The sequence below is a fragment of the Flavobacterium muglaense genome, from assembly GCF_014305155.1.
Taxonomy (GTDB): Bacteria; Bacteroidota; Bacteroidia; order Flavobacteriales; family Flavobacteriaceae; genus Flavobacterium; species Flavobacterium muglaense.
The window spans coordinates 1-16,034 of record NZ_JACRUK010000022.1; the positions used below are offsets into that span (position 1 = coordinate 1).

At 32.6% G+C, this 16,034-nt stretch carries 19 protein-coding genes; 12 read left to right on the top strand and 7 right to left on the bottom strand.

All coding sequences use genetic code 11. The features are described from left to right. Positions 1-296: 296 nt before the first annotated feature. The 5 genes from H8R24_RS10165 to H8R24_RS10185 all read left to right on the top strand — a co-directional run bounded on the left by H8R24_RS10165 (position 297) and on the right by H8R24_RS10185 (position 5,074). Positions 297-824, top strand: a complete 528-nt coding sequence (locus H8R24_RS10165) for a hypothetical protein (protein ID WP_187018640.1) — start codon at positions 297-299, stop codon at positions 822-824. Between the two features lie 50 nt (positions 825-874). Continuing rightward, entirely contained in the window at positions 875-1,264 is a 390-nt protein-coding gene (locus H8R24_RS10170; protein ID WP_187018641.1) for a hypothetical protein, read from the top strand. A gap of 269 nt (positions 1,265-1,533) precedes the next feature. Beyond that, on the top strand, positions 1,534-3,378 hold the full coding sequence (locus H8R24_RS10175; RefSeq protein WP_187018642.1) for a PLP-dependent aminotransferase family protein: 1,845 nt from the start codon (positions 1,534-1,536) through the stop codon (positions 3,376-3,378). Positions 3,379-3,508: 130 nt separating this feature from the next. Next, entirely contained in the window at positions 3,509-3,934 is a 426-nt protein-coding gene (locus H8R24_RS10180) for a hypothetical protein (RefSeq protein WP_187018643.1), read from the top strand. 96 nt (positions 3,935-4,030) lie between these two features. Continuing rightward, entirely contained in the window at positions 4,031-5,074 is a 1,044-nt protein-coding gene (locus H8R24_RS10185) for an OmpA family protein (RefSeq protein WP_187018644.1), read from the top strand. Between the two features lie 12 nt (positions 5,075-5,086). Here H8R24_RS10185 and H8R24_RS10190 read toward each other — a convergent pair whose 3' ends face one another. The 6 genes from H8R24_RS10190 to H8R24_RS10215 are packed head-to-tail and all read right to left on the bottom strand — an operon-like array spanning position 5,087 to position 8,605. Next, a complete protein-coding gene (locus H8R24_RS10190) occupies positions 5,087-5,422 on the bottom strand; it encodes a hypothetical protein (RefSeq protein ID WP_187018645.1) in 336 nt (111 codons plus the stop codon). A 7-nt stretch (positions 5,423-5,429) separates the two neighbouring features. Continuing rightward, on the bottom strand, positions 5,430-6,119 hold the full coding sequence (locus H8R24_RS10195) for a hypothetical protein (protein ID WP_187018647.1): 690 nt from the start codon (positions 6,117-6,119) through the stop codon (positions 5,430-5,432). 6 nt (positions 6,120-6,125) lie between these two features. Continuing rightward, on the bottom strand, positions 6,126-6,842 hold the full coding sequence (locus H8R24_RS10200; RefSeq protein ID WP_187018649.1) for a hypothetical protein: 717 nt from the start codon (positions 6,840-6,842) through the stop codon (positions 6,126-6,128). A gap of 24 nt (positions 6,843-6,866) precedes the next feature. After that, positions 6,867-7,172: a hypothetical protein gene (locus tag H8R24_RS10205; protein WP_187018651.1), complete on the bottom strand. Its 306-nt coding sequence runs from the start codon at positions 7,170-7,172 to the stop codon at positions 6,867-6,869. A gap of 5 nt (positions 7,173-7,177) precedes the next feature. Beyond that, a complete protein-coding gene (locus tag H8R24_RS10210) occupies positions 7,178-7,864 on the bottom strand; it encodes a hypothetical protein (RefSeq protein WP_187038202.1) in 687 nt (228 codons plus the stop codon). A gap of 27 nt (positions 7,865-7,891) precedes the next feature. Next, a complete protein-coding gene (locus H8R24_RS10215; protein WP_187018655.1) occupies positions 7,892-8,605 on the bottom strand; it encodes a hypothetical protein in 714 nt (237 codons plus the stop codon). A 106-nt stretch (positions 8,606-8,711) separates the two neighbouring features. On the opposite strand from H8R24_RS10215, the gene H8R24_RS10220 reads away from it, so the two are divergent. After that, positions 8,712-10,724 carry a transglutaminase domain-containing protein gene (locus H8R24_RS10220; protein WP_187018657.1) on the top strand — a complete coding sequence of 671 codons (2,013 nt, stop codon included), beginning with the start codon at positions 8,712-8,714 and terminating at the stop codon, positions 10,722-10,724. Between the two features lie 42 nt (positions 10,725-10,766). Continuing rightward, positions 10,767-11,243, top strand: coding sequence for a hypothetical protein (locus tag H8R24_RS10225; RefSeq protein WP_187018660.1), 477 nt, complete (start codon positions 10,767-10,769; stop codon positions 11,241-11,243). A 34-nt stretch (positions 11,244-11,277) separates the two neighbouring features. Here H8R24_RS10225 and H8R24_RS10230 read toward each other — a convergent pair whose 3' ends face one another. Further along, a complete protein-coding gene (locus tag H8R24_RS10230) occupies positions 11,278-12,162 on the bottom strand; it encodes an AraC family transcriptional regulator (protein WP_187018662.1) in 885 nt (294 codons plus the stop codon). A gap of 163 nt (positions 12,163-12,325) precedes the next feature. On the opposite strand from H8R24_RS10230, the gene H8R24_RS10235 reads away from it, so the two are divergent. The 5 genes from H8R24_RS10235 to H8R24_RS10250 all read left to right on the top strand — a co-directional run bounded on the left by H8R24_RS10235 (position 12,326) and on the right by H8R24_RS10250 (position 15,960). Then, entirely contained in the window at positions 12,326-13,387 is a 1,062-nt protein-coding gene (locus H8R24_RS10235) for an L-dopachrome tautomerase-related protein (RefSeq protein ID WP_222617390.1), read from the top strand. A gap of 41 nt (positions 13,388-13,428) precedes the next feature. Then, the gene (locus tag H8R24_RS10240) at positions 13,429-13,722 is read left to right on the top strand and encodes a putative quinol monooxygenase (protein ID WP_187018665.1); all 294 of its coding nucleotides are present in this window, start codon (positions 13,429-13,431) and stop codon (positions 13,720-13,722) included. Positions 13,723-13,950: 228 nt separating this feature from the next. Beyond that, entirely contained in the window at positions 13,951-14,526 is a 576-nt protein-coding gene (locus H8R24_RS10245; RefSeq protein ID WP_222617391.1) for a glycine betaine ABC transporter substrate-binding protein, read from the top strand. Next, on the top strand, positions 14,486-14,725 hold the full coding sequence (locus H8R24_RS18305; RefSeq protein WP_222617392.1) for a glycine betaine ABC transporter substrate-binding protein: 240 nt from the start codon (positions 14,486-14,488) through the stop codon (positions 14,723-14,725). The genes H8R24_RS10245 and H8R24_RS18305 overlap by 41 nt, the downstream gene beginning before the upstream one ends. A 221-nt stretch (positions 14,726-14,946) precedes the next feature. Next, positions 14,947-15,960: a zinc-binding alcohol dehydrogenase family protein gene (locus tag H8R24_RS10250; protein ID WP_187018667.1), complete on the top strand. Its 1,014-nt coding sequence runs from the start codon at positions 14,947-14,949 to the stop codon at positions 15,958-15,960. Positions 15,961-16,034: the final 74 nt, after the last annotated feature.

Consider the following 16,034-nt stretch of genomic DNA (forward strand, 5'->3'; position numbering starts at 1 on the left):
GAAATCCTATTATAAGCGCTTTTTTAATCTCTAGAAAACGACGTTAATCAAAATATGCGTAGTTTTTCAGTGCCCTCTCTTTTAGAGGTGCTTTTTTTTGTTTATAATTCTAGTAATCAAGCTTGCTATTAAACCGTTTTTCATAAAATAGTACATTGACAAGTTGGTACTCCAACCTTATTTGCTTTTAGGATCATTTTTACCATCAATTGATTCATTTCTACCTTTTACAAAATCTACAACTGTCGCACATTTGCATTGTTAAATAACATTTCAAAAATCTAAAAAAAATTAAAATGAAAAACACAAGCAAATTACTTTTAGCAACAATTACTTTTGGTCTATTATCACTTACTTCATGCAGTAGTGACGACAATACCACGACGCCAATTACTTTAGGTACCAATGTAAAAGTAGCCAATACCTTTCAAGGTACAATGACAAATAATGTAGAAACGGCTATCGAAACGGTTTTTAATGCGCCAAAAGGTTCACTGGAAGCAACGGCAAAATTGTCAGAATCTGTAGAATTCCCTGCTTACTTATTAGGATTGTATGATATTGACATCAATCAAAGTACAATTAACTTTAAACTTGTAGCAAAAGCTGGTGATGCAACTTATGGTAACTTTTTCAGAGTATTAGAAGCTGGATCAACAGATCGTTATTACTTTACTTTTGATAGCGCTCAAAATGTAAAAAGCTTTACTTCATCTGATCCTGCGGCTAAATTAAGAATGGATTCAAGTACGGTTTTAGTTGTTGAAATTGGTGAAGGATTTAATTTCAACCCAGATGCTAATTTTACTATTACCTTGAAATAAAACCCTAATTACGCACTTAAAAATATTCCTTGAATTCAAATAATTAGCAAATGAAAAAAATAATTGCAATTTTTGCAGTACTCGCATTGATGAGTTTTCATCACAAGATTCAGCACAAAAAACAGCTGTGTCATCAAGTAAAGAGTTCGTATATTACAGAAATAACTACTTTCAAATACAAACCAGAGGTCAATGCAGTCGATTTTTGGAAAGAAGACGCTAAAATTCAAGCGAACTACACCAGTGTTCAAGCTGGTTTTATAAGCCGTGAAAGTGGGGATTCTGAAGAAAAAAATGAAGTTTTAGTAATTGTAAAATGGAAAACTAAAGCAGATGCTGATGCATCGATGAATAAGTTCATGACAGACAAATCAGTACAAACCTATATGCAAATGATTGATCCATCAACGATGAAGATGGAACGTTATGAAAATAAATAATTAGCACGCAACTATTGTCATAACAGCAATAACTTCTTTAGTAGTCCTAAAGTCGTTGTTGCTGTTTTTTTGATCTTACACAAACTCACATAGCCTATTATTACCATCAAAAATTAGTACACAAAAAACATTCATAGTAACCTATCTTAGGGATTAGAACTTCAGTCGACAAACAAAATCGCAAAGCCAAAAAAGATTTAAAATTAGCAAGCATATTTTTAAAACAATTCTATTTGCTGTACCTTGGTCGCTTAATTAAAAGTACCGCCATGAACAACAATAAAATGCTTAATTATATAAAAGAAGTTGTAGCTAATATGCCTGCTGGTTGGCTTAATATCACCACTCACCGACTTGATATTTACGATGAGTCACAAGCCAAAACGCAATTTTTAAAGGAGTTAGAAACTTTATATTCAAACTCAAACGCACAACTTTCTGCATTAAAAGATTTACCTACCGCTTATGATTATATTCGTCTAGGACACCCATTATCATGTGTTTTAGAATGGGGAGTTGCTCAATTAAATGACTTAAAATGGGAAAATGCCATTAGTTTTTCATCTAATACTGTTCCTGTTTTATCCATACTTCGTAAAAATTTATTAGAACATAAAAATACCCAAATTCTATATTCGGGTTCTTTGCCAGCTTGCTTTGATGGCAAAGTACTAAAAGATATTTATGGCTATCAATTTGAATTGAAGCAAATTGACAATCAGGAACAAGTAACAGCCTTTGATGGTACTACAATTTACTTGACCAAAAATGAAATTGTAAGTGCAACGCATCGCACTGCCAATATCGATTTTTATATTACCCTTTATGATGATTTAGGAAGTATTCTACTCGTAAATGGCCTATCAAACGAAACTTACATCTCAGACATTCAGCATGTGCGCCGTCGTGAGACTATTGCTATGACGCCTGCCAATTGTTTAACAGCTTTGCATTCATTAGTAGATCAATCCAAAATTGTTAGATCGAATACCAATTTTCAACAAAATAAAACTGCGGTTCTAGAAGCAATTACTAAAATTACAGGAAGCGCAACAAAACCATTAGTCGCCTCTAGCGGACTTTCTATTCAATATGCCATTTTAATGGGACTTATAGATGATGCAGTTCAAAAACATCCAGGTAAAGCCATTAAAATCATTGTTCCTCCCAACTGTTATGGTGGTACAAACGATCAAGCACGTCGTGTTGCAGCTTGCATTGAGAATGTTGAAATTGTCGATTTATTGGTTGATGGAGACAATGATATGGTACAAAGTATCAACACGGTCCTAGCTCAAATTGCGATTGAAGATGCTGTACCGTATATTATTGCCGAAATTCCAACAAATCCAAGAGTCGAAGTTCCAAACTTAATTGAGTTGAAAAATGTTTTAAGCGCTGAACGCAAAACAGCATCTGGTGCTTTTGCAGTTGATCCAGTGTTTATATTAGATCAAACATTTTGTCCTAATGTTCACTTTTTGGGGGAAAATGAGATATTATCTTCGGTGCGAACCATCTCGTTTGCTAGTGGATCAAAATTCCCAAGTGGCGGACAATGTACAGCAGGATATTGTGTAGGTAACACGAAAACCAAAGGATTAATGGCAGAAATAGAAAACCATTTGATGCTATGTGATAATGAAGCCACTGAATTGCAATACGAAATATTAGCCAAGCAACTGCCGTCTATGAACCAGCGCATTGCCGACGCTTACAAAAACACTCGCGAATTTGTAAACTTTATTCATACCGTTTTACCAGCTGCAAAAATCAATTTTGTGTCTGATGAACTTGCTGAACAAGGTTTTACCCCTTCAGTTTTCTCTCTAGATTTACCAACAAAAGGAGCAAATGATGCCGAAAAAGAGGACTATAAAAGAGCCTTGAATTTGAAACTGATTCATTTAATGATAACCGAAATTCCAGATGAAAGTAAGTTTTGTGTGAGTTATGGACAATTAAAAGGTTGCTATTGGACCATTCCAGCAACCTCTACACAAGGAACAACAAAGGAATGCGATAAAGATTATATTGTACGAGCAGCACTTTCAGGTAATATGGATTTGGAACTGCACAAGAGAATATTTTCGAAATTTGTTGAAAGTATTTAAAATTAAATGGGAGACTGAAAAGTCTCCTTTTTTTTTGTTTAACAAATTGTAAACAAATACTTAAATTGATTTTGTAGCGTTTTTATTTGTAATTTAGATCTAATAAAATAGCGTAATTTAAATCAATACAGTGAAAATATTTCTAACGACACTTTTAGTACTATGTAGTATTGGCCTTTTTGCTCAATCGCAACAATTAACTGGCAATTACAGACTCGTAATAGAGAATAAAGAAGAACACTTATTTGAATTTGATTTATCTCTAAATCAAGACGGTACTTTTAATTTTCAACATCACTCCATTGTTAAAAATAGAATTCCTACCGAAGAAAATAAATATGGAAAAGGAAAATGGATTGAAAAGAATAATATGATCCAGTTCATAACCAATTCAAAAAACGATATTGATCAAAAATTTACTTTAGATTTCAGCAATTCCAAGGCTCGATTTATCACAAAATCTCCTAGAGACAAAAGCGACCGTGTCATTGCAACAAGTTTGCGATTTATAGAATCTGATATCTTTTGGATGAAAGGAGTCACTGTTATACAATGATAGCCAAACCAAAATAGAACAGCCCCAATACCTATAGATTGCTCCAAATTCAATTGTTTTAAGTACAATATTATTTCTAAATTTAAAATAGAACCCATGAAGAAAATTGCAATACTTGCTTTAGGAATCGTACTTTTTTCTTGTAAGAAAGAAAAAGACGCAGTGCAAACTACTACACAAAGCGTAGAAACAGAAGCCAACGAAGTTGGAGGAAACGCTACGGCTAAAACCGATTTTTTTATAAAAGACTTAGACTGGTCTAAAATACCCGAATCTAGTGCGAACATTGGAGCCTTTCCTTATATAACGGCTCCAGATGGTTTTGTAATTTTAGCCGATGGGCACAATGCTGTAGCTAAGAACGGAATGACTGTGTTTTCTGATTTCAATAAGTTAATCATGTATAACGGAACCTCCTTTTACAATGCCGAAGGTAAAAAAGCCGAAATGCATTTTAAGATGGCTCAAGAGAAAAACGATTTCAATCAATTTAAATTTGATAAAAGTGTTGATAGTTATTTAGAGAGTATTGGAGCTGTTTTGTTATTCAAAGGACAAATTCCGAAAGATAAATTAACGGAACTAAACAAAGAAGATGATAGAACCGTGTACAATTATATTCAGGGAGATCCGTGGAATAGTGATCCTGTTAGACATTATGCGTTAAACCATAAAAATGGAAAAATTATGTTCCAAATCTGGTCAAACTCTGCCACGGGCGAAGTGGGTGTTGTAGAACTTGAAGGATTTAAACAAACTATTAAAGCACCTACGGCTAGCGAAATGCAAAAAGATATTGAAGCGAAAGGAAAAGTGGTTTTGGATATAAATTTTGATACCGATAAGGCAATCTTAAAACCAGATGGTCAAAAAGTGGTAGATGAAATATACAATCTACTGTCTACAAATTCCTCTTTAAAATTATCAATTGAAGGTCATACAGACAATACAGGGAATAGCCAGCATAACAAACAATTGTCTGGAGAAAGAGCCAATACCGTCATGTATATTCTAGCTTCCAAAGGTATTGATATCAAGCGATTAAAAGCCGCTGGTTTTGGAGCTGAAAACCCCCTAGTCCCTAACGATTCAGAAACGAATAAAGCTAAAAATAGACGTGTTGAATTGGTTAAATTTTAAAAAAAGAGGCTATTAAGCCTCTTTTTTTTTACTAGGTTGCCATTCTTTCTTTTTTGCCGCTACATGTTTTTTATAGTGAGAATACGCACCAACAAACATCCCAATGCCTGGTCCTAGGAACAAGACTAAAACTGCCCATTTCCCAAAAGTAGAATAGATTTTATATAATTCTTTGAATATATGTACTTCTTCTCCTCTTTCGATCGCTTCAAATTGTGTATTATAATAATAAGCAAGTAAAAAACAGATAGATCCCATTATGATGGCAAAAATCATTAATCCAACATAATCTTTTTTGGTCGAACCAGAATATTCAAATTCTTTGTTCGGGTTGTTGTTTAGTTCCATTTTGTAATTATTCTTTAATATTTGAAAGGATATAACCCATGACAAAATATTTTAATTTTTCTGATGTTGGATTAACATATAATAAGTGCCCATAAGTTTTTAATTTTGGAGTTTTAACTTCAATTATTGTTCCAAATTTTGAATTGTCCACATCAGAAAGTCTCATTACATATTGATCTTTATAATCAAATTTATCAGAATAAGTGGTAAGAATTGTCTTGTTTGCATCCATTTTTATCACTTTTGCTAGTGAAAAATCGCTTTTTTCGGTTACTTCATCTCTAAATTCAACAAAAAGTACGTCTCCCACTTTACAGTTTTCAATAGCCCATTTGTTAACTTGATTTAAAACTGTAGGATGATCAATTTTATATTTTATATAAACAAAAGGACTTATCCCTAACATTAGAAAAACAAGTAAACCAAGCAAGAATTTTTTAGGCGTTTTTAATACTTTCTTTTCTTGTTTATAAATGGCATCTAATTCTTTAGACCATAATTTATTAGGAATTGTTTTTTTACAATAATCACAATCTAATACTGCATATTTTTTGCCTGGCATAATAGGAAAAATTACCGAAGCATACTGCTGCATTAAATGCATTTTGAGCACGCCTCTATTTTTACATACAGGACAAGTTTGATCTTGTAAATTGATTGTTTTATGATGGTGTGAGCGAAGAGTATAAAAGAACATATTTTTTTATTTTATAATGGTTAAAGATTTTCCAAAAACCTTATTTTCGAGCATTCCTTCTTGTTTTGTGTAATAGACTAAACTTTCATCTTCTCTTAAAAAATTTGTTTTTACCACTATTTCTTCTTTAAATTTTGAATCGTCAATCGCAGACAAACTAAGGGTATTTTGATCTTTAAAATCAAACGTTTCTGTATACTTTTTTAATTTAGTTTTGTCGCCTTCAATTTTAATTACTTTAGCCAATGTAAAATCATATAAACTAGTATTGTTTTTATTGGCTTTGTCTGCACTTATAAACAACACATCACCTTCTTTAAAATCTTTTACATCGGTTTTTTTAGCATTAACCGTTTCGATTAAAGGTTTTACCGTTGCTTTTTTAAAGACTTTAAGTTTGATTAAGGTATATGGAATCAAATATAGTAATACCATTAAAACAGCGCCACGCCACATTCGTACTGGTGTTTTAATTGCCTTTATTTCTTTGTGGTATATAACTTCTGTCTTTTTATTCCATTCAGAACTCGGTATTTTGTTATCACAAAAACTACATTCAATAATTGCATACTTTTTACTTGGCAAAAGTGGAGCAAACAACCAAACATACTTTTGCATCAAGTACATTTTAAGAGTACCACGATTGCCGCAATTGGTACAAGTCTCATTGGGCAAATCAATTGTCTTATGATGATGAGAACGTTCCTGATAAAATACAATCATAGTGAGAATTTATATTACGACTCTTTATTTAGATTGTTGATCTTCTTCAATAATCCAATCGGCTTTCATTTTTTTAACTTCAGTATACCCTATTAATCCTGCAATGAATAAAGCAACAGCAATATTGAGCCACTTCCCTCCTATTGTGTATATGAGAAAAGAAAAACCATCCATTTTTATATCATTGCCTGCTTCATAACTACTAAATTCTACATAGTAATAATAGCACATCCACAAAAAGCAAATTATAGCAAATAACATAATTAAAACTCTAAATGATTTTTGAAACAAATTAGGTTTACCGGTATAATGATCGTCTGGCTCAAACATGGCGTTTATTTTATGATTAATTTTGCTGCTGCAAATGCCTTATTATCGGTTTCGGGGTCAATTAGGATATTGTTCTTTTTAAATTCTGCTGCATCAAAATAACGTATTTCATCACCAAAATCAGCATCATTTACTTTGGATAAAGAAAGGTCAAAACCATCTAACCAACTAGGATACTTTATAGCACTAATTTTTACACCAATCTTATTTCCATCAACAGAAACCACTTTTACTATTCCTGCATCTCCACCATTTAAAAACGCAACCATCATCACATCATTGACTTGAATAGCTGCAAAACGAGCTTTACTTTCCGCTTCGGTTTGTTGATCATCTTTCATCCCAAGCGGATTTTTAATTCCAGATTGCATCAATAAAAACAATCCTAAAAAAACAGAAACAATCACAATTGTACCTCTCCATAATCGCAAAGGTGTTTTTAGTTTTGCTTTTTCGTCCTTGTAAATAATCTCTAATTCCTTAGTCCATTTTTTATTTGGAATCGTAGTTTGGCAACTTTCACATTCTAAAACTGCATGTTTGGTATAAGGCATCATTGGCCCAAAGAAAAAGGCATAATTTTGCATAAAAAGCATTTTCATTGTGCCTCTATTTTTGCAAACAGGGCAAGTTTGATCCTGTAAATCAATTGTTTTGTGATGATGATCTCTAATTTCGTAAAAGAAAAACATAGTATCTAGTTTAAGATTATTATTAATTTAAGGTTCGATTTTGGATACAGCAGTTCCATACATAGCCTCTGCAGAAGGTTTGTTAGGATATAGTAATCCTTGGTGCTTTATTAAATTTTGTGTTTGAATAATGATATTTGTTGAGTTAAATTGATTTTGATCAATATCTTCGTAATCAATTGAACGGCCATCTGAAAAATCCTTATATCGTTGCGAGTATTCTTTAATAACCGTTTGCTCTACATTGGTCGAAATCACTTTTACCAGTCCATAACCACCTCGCTCTCTATCGTGTTGTATCGAAACAAACAAAATATCATTTACATGTATTTCCTTTAGATTTTCTTTTCTAGCTAATGAGCTATTAGCACCATTGAATTTAACTTGGTATACCAAGAACAAGGCTAAGAAAACGAATGGGAGTATAAACATTAGTGCCAAATTTCGATATAGCTTTTTAAGTTCTTTTGGAGTTTTTAATTGTGCTAATTCTTGTTTGCTTAAAGTTTTTAAATCAGCATCCCATTCTTTTTTTGGAATTTCGGTATCACAATAGTCACAAATTAACGAAGCAATTTTATTAAAACCTCCTTTTCCTAGTAAATTAGAACGGTATAATTGACTAAATATCATATTCAAAGTACCTCTATTTTTGCAATACGGACAACTATGATCAGGAAGTGAGATCGATTTATGATGGTAAATATTAAAAGCTACTGATTTTTGTTTTAAAGTGCTCATAGGTAAATGACTATTATTTTATACATGTTAAAAATCTTGTCAAATTTATTACAATTTTCTTTAACGTTTTCAGTTTTTTCTTATTTTTGATATAAATTTTAAAACAATGAGCGAAACCATTATTGAAAATATATACCGTGTACAACAACCTGATGCTTGGGCTGTTAGTTTAACAGATGCACAAATAATAGAAAAATGTCAAGAAACCCCTTTTTCAAGAGCCCAAAATGATGAGGGTAGAGATTATTGTTTTTTTATTGACAAAATATACCATACCACAGATTATTGCAATAGCGAATATGCTTTTCTAGCCTACACTCTAAATGAACCAGCAAACTTAGAAAAAGCATCAATTAATGAAATCATTGTTGAGGATAATGAAGTCTATCAAATTCATCGCATCAGCGTATTGAGAGAAGGTGTTCTTATTGATAAAATACCTGATTTGCAAATCAAAGTTTTGGATGGAGAAAACCAAAGTGCTACAGGCGTACTGAATAATTTCAAGAAAATAAACATTACCGTTAAAGATTTACGTTTGTACGATATTTTAATTTTAGAAGACACTAAAGTAAAGACTTTTACTCCCGATGAATTTTTACGTAGGGATTTTGCAAAGTATGTTTGGGTTGGTCCAGATGTGTATTGGGCTTATGGACATTATAAGTTTCAATTTATTAATGAACGTCAAAAAACAGTAGCTTGCAAAAAACTCTATTTTAGAGATTCTTTTGGAACTATCATCACGCCAGAAGTGTTGTCTCTAGAGAAAGGAGATATATTTGTTTTTGAAGAAACGGAGTACATCAATCCCGTAGATTCTACTAGAGAGATTCACCCTTTTATCGACTTTGCTACAAAATCCGATTGGCATTCATTGTCTAATTATATGGTTCCAATTTATCAAGCGATTTATGACCACCAAAAATTAGAAAATTTTGCGCCTAACTTAATCGAAAAAATAGATGCTTTTACCGATTTAGAAGATAAACTACGTTTTGCCATTGAGTACGTGCAAAACAACATTAACTACATTTACAATGCTTATGAAATGAACGGACATAAGCCGCAAGAACCTGCTAAAACCTTCGAAAACAAACAAGGAGATTGTAAAGCGAAATCCGTTTTAATGAAAGTCGTTCTAGATTATATAGGAGTGGAAGCCGCGGTTGTATTAGTGAATTATAATACTGATGTGTATCTCGCGCACTACTTTCCATCTTTACTTTCATTTAATCATGCCATTGTTAAAATAAAACACAAAAACGAGATTTATTTTGTTGATGCGACACAGCGAGATGAGTTTGGCTATTTAGAAAATAGAGGTGTTATTTTCTTCAAATATTATTTAGAAATAGGTGCTAATCAAGAACTTCAAAAAAGACCATCTTTTGAATACAACTACTTTGCAATTGATGAAAAAGTAAACTTTACTGTTAAAAACAATATAGGCGACTTTTCTCTAACTACCATTTACAAAGGAAATCGGGCCAACAATATGCGAAAATATTTCAAAAGCACTAACAAGCGCGAAATAATCGACAGTTGGAACAACTTTTTATACCATACAATGCATTATTCTAGTGATCGAAAAGGAACGGATGTGCGAACCATTTTTCCAAATGCAACCATCGACATTGTGAGCGACGATAAAAATGCCAATGAATTTACTATTTGTTACAAAGCAACCATTGACAAGGCGTATTATGTAGATGGCAAAAACAATCGTTTTTTAATGTATTTTGATCGTACTTTAATCAAAGATAATGCGCGAGAATATACGCATAAAGATTTATTGTATTGGCAAACATTTGAAAATGAACGATACGAAATAGCTTTATTTACCGATCTAACTATTGATCAAAAAGAAAGGTACACTGTGCAAGAAGCCAACATCAACAATCGCTATTTTACGCACAAAACAACGAAACAAATTCAAAAAAACGGTGCGATCGTGACCATTGAGTCCAAACCTATTTCAAATATAGAAATTGAAAGCCAAGATTTTGAGGCTTATCGAATTGCGCATCATAACGTAGCTGACAGTAATTTTGGTTTAGGAATTGATATCGTTCAGCCTAGTGTTTTCAATTTCATCAAGTCAAAAATAATGGGTTAACATACTTCTTGTATACTATTCCTAATACCAATAAAAAAAGCAATGATCAAGCAACTAACAAAGATTGGATTACTAATAGCAATCTTATTGTTTTCGATAAATTCGATTTATGGACAAGATGAGAAAAGTTTCAAACTCACTTTATATTCTCAATTTAACAATCAAAAAAGTGTACTAGACTTGACTTCTTTTGTATACACTATTGGCAAAGATCCCACTAATGGTGTAGCAAAACCACTTACCAACACAGAAAATATTTTCCTGTCACTATCTGGTGCTATGCCGGTAGATTATGCTTGCTTAAAAATGTTTGAAACAAAGACACAAAGCATAAATGGTTTTATCGAAATTGTTGACCTTAGCGGAAAATTACCCACTCGGAAAATAGAATTCAATAACGCTACCTACTTTTTGACAGAAAGTTTCTCGGCAGTATCCTATGGAGACATCTCTAATTTCTCTTTAAATATTTACACTACAGATCTTGTTATTGACGGGATTTCTATATTTAAAAACTAATTTTTGATCCATTTGGAAGCACCAAAAAAAACAATTAAAAGGTACAACTACTCCTTTTTAACAGAATATATTCACCCTCATTTTTAAATTCTCGAATGGATTTTCCGGAATATTTTTTAAAGGTTTTAGATAAGTGGCTAACATCTGTAAAACCAAGATCATCAGCGATTTCTGTTAAAGTAAAATTTGAATTCAGTAAACGAATTTCAACCAACTTCAATTTGGCTTTAATGATGTATTCGCGTAACGGAATGTTGACTTGTTTTCTGAAAAATTCACTCACATAAGTGGGTGACATTGCAAAAATATTGGCAAGATTTTCAATTTTAATAAGTTCTGGCTTGTCTATATGCTCATTAATATAAGTAAGCATTTTTGTGATTCTCTCGTCATTATTAGACGATGGCAACTCGTTAAAACTTCCCTTTTTAATATTACGAATGAGAATCTCAAGCACACTCATCATCAAACTCACAATAAAACTAATTGATTCTTCGCCATAATTATGTGATTCTTGTAAAATCATAGCAATTAAACGTTCTAAATGCTGACGATCTAAATCATTCTTAATAATATCACCAGGCATCTGATTGTAATTGGATAAAATATAGGAAGCTTCTTTGAACCATTCGTTTCTATCAATGGCAAAGCGATTGGTACTTTTAAAAATAGAATCGGTAAATTTTAAAAAAACAAATTTAGAAGGCGTTTTGATATCAAATGAATGACACTTTAATGGTGGTAGCAAAAAAATACTTCCTGAACTATATGAATAATGATTGTAATTGATGCATTGCGTTCCTTCACCAGATTTCACAAAAACTAATTCAAAAAAATTGTTTTTAACGGGTCGTTGTTTCCAATCTGTTAATTCTAATTCTTGTATTTCAAAAGGTTTATAAGTCTCTAATACTTGCATTGTAATGTTATTTTGATACAAAAATAGTTTTTTTCATCCAATAAAAGGCTATACAAATGACACAAACCTTTAAATGTACATAAACACCCTTTTTTATTACCTCGTTGACTAAAAGTAACCATTATATCTTTGCATCATCATTTAAACAACTCATACAAACGCGATGAAAAAAAATGCAACAAAAATAGTTTTATTATCGGCAATGATTGCTATTACTATACTTAGTAGAGGGGCTGAAAGCCAAAAAAAAGTAACTTTAATCAATATAAAAGATACAATTGCTAAAGTACCAACTGCTCAAACAGTTTTTACTAGCGCAGTAGTACGACCAGGAAACATGACTATCACAAAAAGTGGACGGATGTTTGTTACTATGAATCCGCTCATGGCTCCAGTTACCAAAGTATTCGAAATAAAAAAAGACGGCAAAACAGTAGCTTATCCAAATGAAAAATATGCCACAGGCGACGTTTCTGTCATTAAGGCTATTATTGCCATTCGAGCAGACAGCAAAGACAACCTTTGGCTATTAGATATGGGAGAAAAACAATTTATTATTTGGAATACAAAAACTGAGAAACTAGTAAAAACTATCCAAATTCCATCCAATGTAATTGAATCTACCAGTTTTTTGCAAGATTTTGTAATTGACGAAAAAAACAATCGTTTGATTATTGCAGATATGACACAAGGAGATTTAAAAAGTGCTCCGATTCCGGCCTTTATTGTTATTGACACTAAAACGGGAAGTGCTAGCAGAATGGCCAAAAGTCACTCATCAATGATGCCGGACTTTGAAGGTGGTTTTGGATTGAATCCGATCGCAATTGATCCAAGTTTTAAATGGGTTTATTTTGGTGCACTTCATGGTAAAAAAGTATATCGAGTTCCTGCAAATAGTTTTGACAGTGACGAAAAGCTAATTCAAGATATTGAAGAATATACTCCAAAATCATATTCTGACGGAATTGCAGTGGACGAAAAAGAAAATGTATATGTAACTAACATAGAAGAGCAAGCAATTGGCCTAACAAATAAAAAAGAAGGTTTTAAAAACATTGCACTTTTGCCAAAAGGACAAACTTGGCCTGATGGACTTCATATTGCCAATGATGGTTTTATCTACAGCACCGTAGATCAATTAAACAGAACAGCTGCTTTAAATAATGGAAAAGACGAAAGCACAGCTCCATTCTTGATTATTAAAACAGAACTGATAAAATAAAGTATTCACAAAAATAATTTCACACTTAAAAACAAATTATTATGAGCAATCAATTGACTATCGTAGCTAGAATTTTAGCAAAAGAAGAAAAAAGAGATTTAGTAAAAGCCGAACTACTAAAGCTAATAGATTTTACTAGAACCGAAAAAGGCTGTATTAATTATGATCTGCATCAAGACAATAAAGATCCCAATTTATTTTTATTTTATGAAAACTGGGAAAGCTATGAACTTTGGCAAATACATATGGGGAACCAACATCTAGCTGATTATTTGAAGGCTACTGAAGGAGCTGTAGTAGAATTTATTGTACACGAAATGACAAATATATCTTAATCACTATCTCTGAAAGCGCACTTTAAATAAAAATAGAGTGCGCTTTTTTTTACTTAATTTTAAAAGGTAACATCATATCCTTAGCATTATCCAATATGATGTAATTAGGAACGAAAGCACCCGATTTCAGATTACTAGATAATTTGATAGCTGGTGAACAAGTTTCTGATGTACAGCACCCAAGTATGGGTTGTATTATCAAAATGGGAATTATAAAAATTAAAAATCATGTCAAAAAAAATAACAATTGGGGTTACTGATCTTTCGTTTCATCATATTGCAGCATCATTGGTAACCAACACGCTCCAAGAAATGGGATTTGAAGTGGAAAGAATCTACTCAACGCACGAAGAAAATTTCAAAAAACTAAAAGAAGGAACTACAGACATGCTCGCTTCGGCCTGGTTACCATCGAGTCATGGCGGCTACAAAGCGGAGGTAGAGAAAACTGTTCCTCTTATAGAATTAGGACTGCATTACGAACCTTATGCATTATGGGGTGTTCCTGATTATGTACCGGCCGAAATTGTTTCTGAAATTTCCGATCTTTTGAAACCAGAAGTCGTCAAAAACATGAATTCTGATATTCAAGGAATTAATCCTGGTGCCGGAATTACACGTTTTTCGATAAAGATGATGTATGAATATGGACTTAGCGAAGCAGGGTATAAATTTAACACAGGATCTGAAAAGGATTGTTTTAGTGCTTTTAAAAAGGCTGTTGCCAATAAAGAATGGGTTATTGTACCTTTAGCCGCAATTTTTGCATTACAAATACAAAATTCGAGAATTAAAAGAACCTAAGGGCCTTTTAGGGGTCGTCGATAAAGCGGTTTTACTTTTAAGAGAAGACAAGAAGCAACTTTTCAGCCAACAGCAACTAGAAAAGCTTGATGGATTGCATTTTTCTAATGAAATCATTGCCGAACTGGATTTCCAAGTTTCTAAGCAAGCTAAAAACAAGGATGAAGTGACCAAAAACTGGCTAAAAGCACATTCTTAATCTATATTTTGTATATATCAAGGTTATTTACGATTTTTAACGGACGTTTAAGAGTGTTTTTTCTTAAAAACTAACGTTTAGTTCTTCTATTTAAAGCAAAAAAGACTCATAAACCTTTAAACATACATAAATACCCTTTTATAATACCTTAAATAAAGAGTATTGCTTCCGTATCTTCGCATTATAATTAAAACGAAATAAAAATTTAAATATATACTATTATGAAAGCCATCGGATTCAAACAATCACTGCCAATATTAGACGCTAACAGCTTTATCGCCTTCGAAACTGAAAAACCAACTCCATCAGGTTTTGATTTATTAGTAAAAATAGCGGCTATCTCAGTAAACCCAGTCGATTTTAAAATTAGAGAAAGTGCTGCTAAAGACACTGTACTTGAAACTCCAAAAATTATTGGTTGGGATGCAGTAGGAACTGTGGAGGCAGTAGGAGATACAACCTCAAAATTCAAAGTTGGAGACCAAGTATATTATGCTGGAGACCTAACTAGAAGTGGTAGCAATGCAGAATATCAGTTGATTGACGAACGCATCGTAGGACACAAACCTAAAAATTTAAGTATTGCCGAGGCTGCAGCGATTCCTTTGACAGGATTAACAGCTTACGAATCACTTTTTGACCGTATAAAAGTGAATCCAGAAACCGACAAAGGAAAAACAGTTTTAATATTAGCAGGAGCTGGCGGAGTAGGATCTATGGCAATTCAATTAGCTAAGAAAATAGGAAACCTTACCGTTATTGCAACTGCTTCTCGTGAAGATTCCGTTCAATGGTGTAAAGATTTAGGTGCTGATTTTGTAATTAATCACCACAATCTAAAAGAAGAGCTAGAGAAAATTGGCCATAGCCAAGTGAACTATATTTTGGACTATGTAGACCTAGAGGGATACTGGGATACGATGGCCGAAATCATCAAACCTCAAGGACATATTGTTTCAATTACAGAAAGTAGTAAACCATTAAACCTAAACATACTTAAAGCAAAAAGTGTTACTTTTTCTTGGGAATTGATGTACACGCGTTCGATGTTTGGTACTGAAGATATCGAGAGACAGCATTTTATCTTGAATACTATTGCAGATCTACTAGATGCGGGAACTATCAAAACGACTTTGACAACGACTCTAGAAGGATTTACTGTTGATAATTTGAAAAAAGCACACCAAATGCAGGAATCTGGAAAAACTATTGGTAAAACAGTAATTAAGTATTAATATATCAAATCGGTTTCGAATTAAAAACAAACGTTTTTCAACTCAAATGCAACAGCAGGAATATCGAGAATTGG

Coding starts and splice junctions, on each gene's coding strand:
- H8R24_RS10165 (WP_187018640.1), top strand. CDS start 297: ATGAAAAACACAAGCAAATTACTTTTAGCAACAATTACTTTTGGTCTA.
- H8R24_RS10170 (WP_187018641.1), top strand. CDS start 875: ATGAAAAAAATAATTGCAATTTTTGCAGTACTCGCATTGATGAGTTTT.
- H8R24_RS10175 (WP_187018642.1), top strand. CDS start 1,534: ATGAACAACAATAAAATGCTTAATTATATAAAAGAAGTTGTAGCTAAT.
- H8R24_RS10185 (WP_187018644.1), top strand. CDS start 4,031: ATGAAGAAAATTGCAATACTTGCTTTAGGAATCGTACTTTTTTCTTGT.
- H8R24_RS10190 (WP_187018645.1), bottom strand. CDS start 5,422: ATGGAACTAAACAACAACCCGAACAAAGAATTTGAATATTCTGGTTCG.
- H8R24_RS10195 (WP_187018647.1), bottom strand. CDS start 6,119: ATGTTCTTTTATACTCTTCGCTCACACCATCATAAAACAATCAATTTA.
- H8R24_RS10200 (WP_187018649.1), bottom strand. CDS start 6,842: ATGATTGTATTTTATCAGGAACGTTCTCATCATCATAAGACAATTGAT.
- H8R24_RS10205 (WP_187018651.1), bottom strand. CDS start 7,172: ATGTTTGAGCCAGACGATCATTATACCGGTAAACCTAATTTGTTTCAA.
- H8R24_RS10210 (WP_187038202.1), bottom strand. CDS start 7,864: ATGTTTTTCTTTTACGAAATTAGAGATCATCATCACAAAACAATTGAT.
- H8R24_RS10215 (WP_187018655.1), bottom strand. CDS start 8,605: ATGAGCACTTTAAAACAAAAATCAGTAGCTTTTAATATTTACCATCAT.
- H8R24_RS10220 (WP_187018657.1), top strand. CDS start 8,712: ATGAGCGAAACCATTATTGAAAATATATACCGTGTACAACAACCTGAT.
- H8R24_RS10225 (WP_187018660.1), top strand. CDS start 10,767: ATGATCAAGCAACTAACAAAGATTGGATTACTAATAGCAATCTTATTG.
- H8R24_RS10230 (WP_187018662.1), bottom strand. CDS start 12,162: ATGCAAGTATTAGAGACTTATAAACCTTTTGAAATACAAGAATTAGAA.
- H8R24_RS10235 (WP_222617390.1), top strand. CDS start 12,326: ATGAAAAAAAATGCAACAAAAATAGTTTTATTATCGGCAATGATTGCT.
- H8R24_RS10240 (WP_187018665.1), top strand. CDS start 13,429: ATGAGCAATCAATTGACTATCGTAGCTAGAATTTTAGCAAAAGAAGAA.
- H8R24_RS10245 (WP_222617391.1), top strand. CDS start 13,951: ATGTCAAAAAAAATAACAATTGGGGTTACTGATCTTTCGTTTCATCAT.
- H8R24_RS10250 (WP_187018667.1), top strand. CDS start 14,947: ATGAAAGCCATCGGATTCAAACAATCACTGCCAATATTAGACGCTAAC.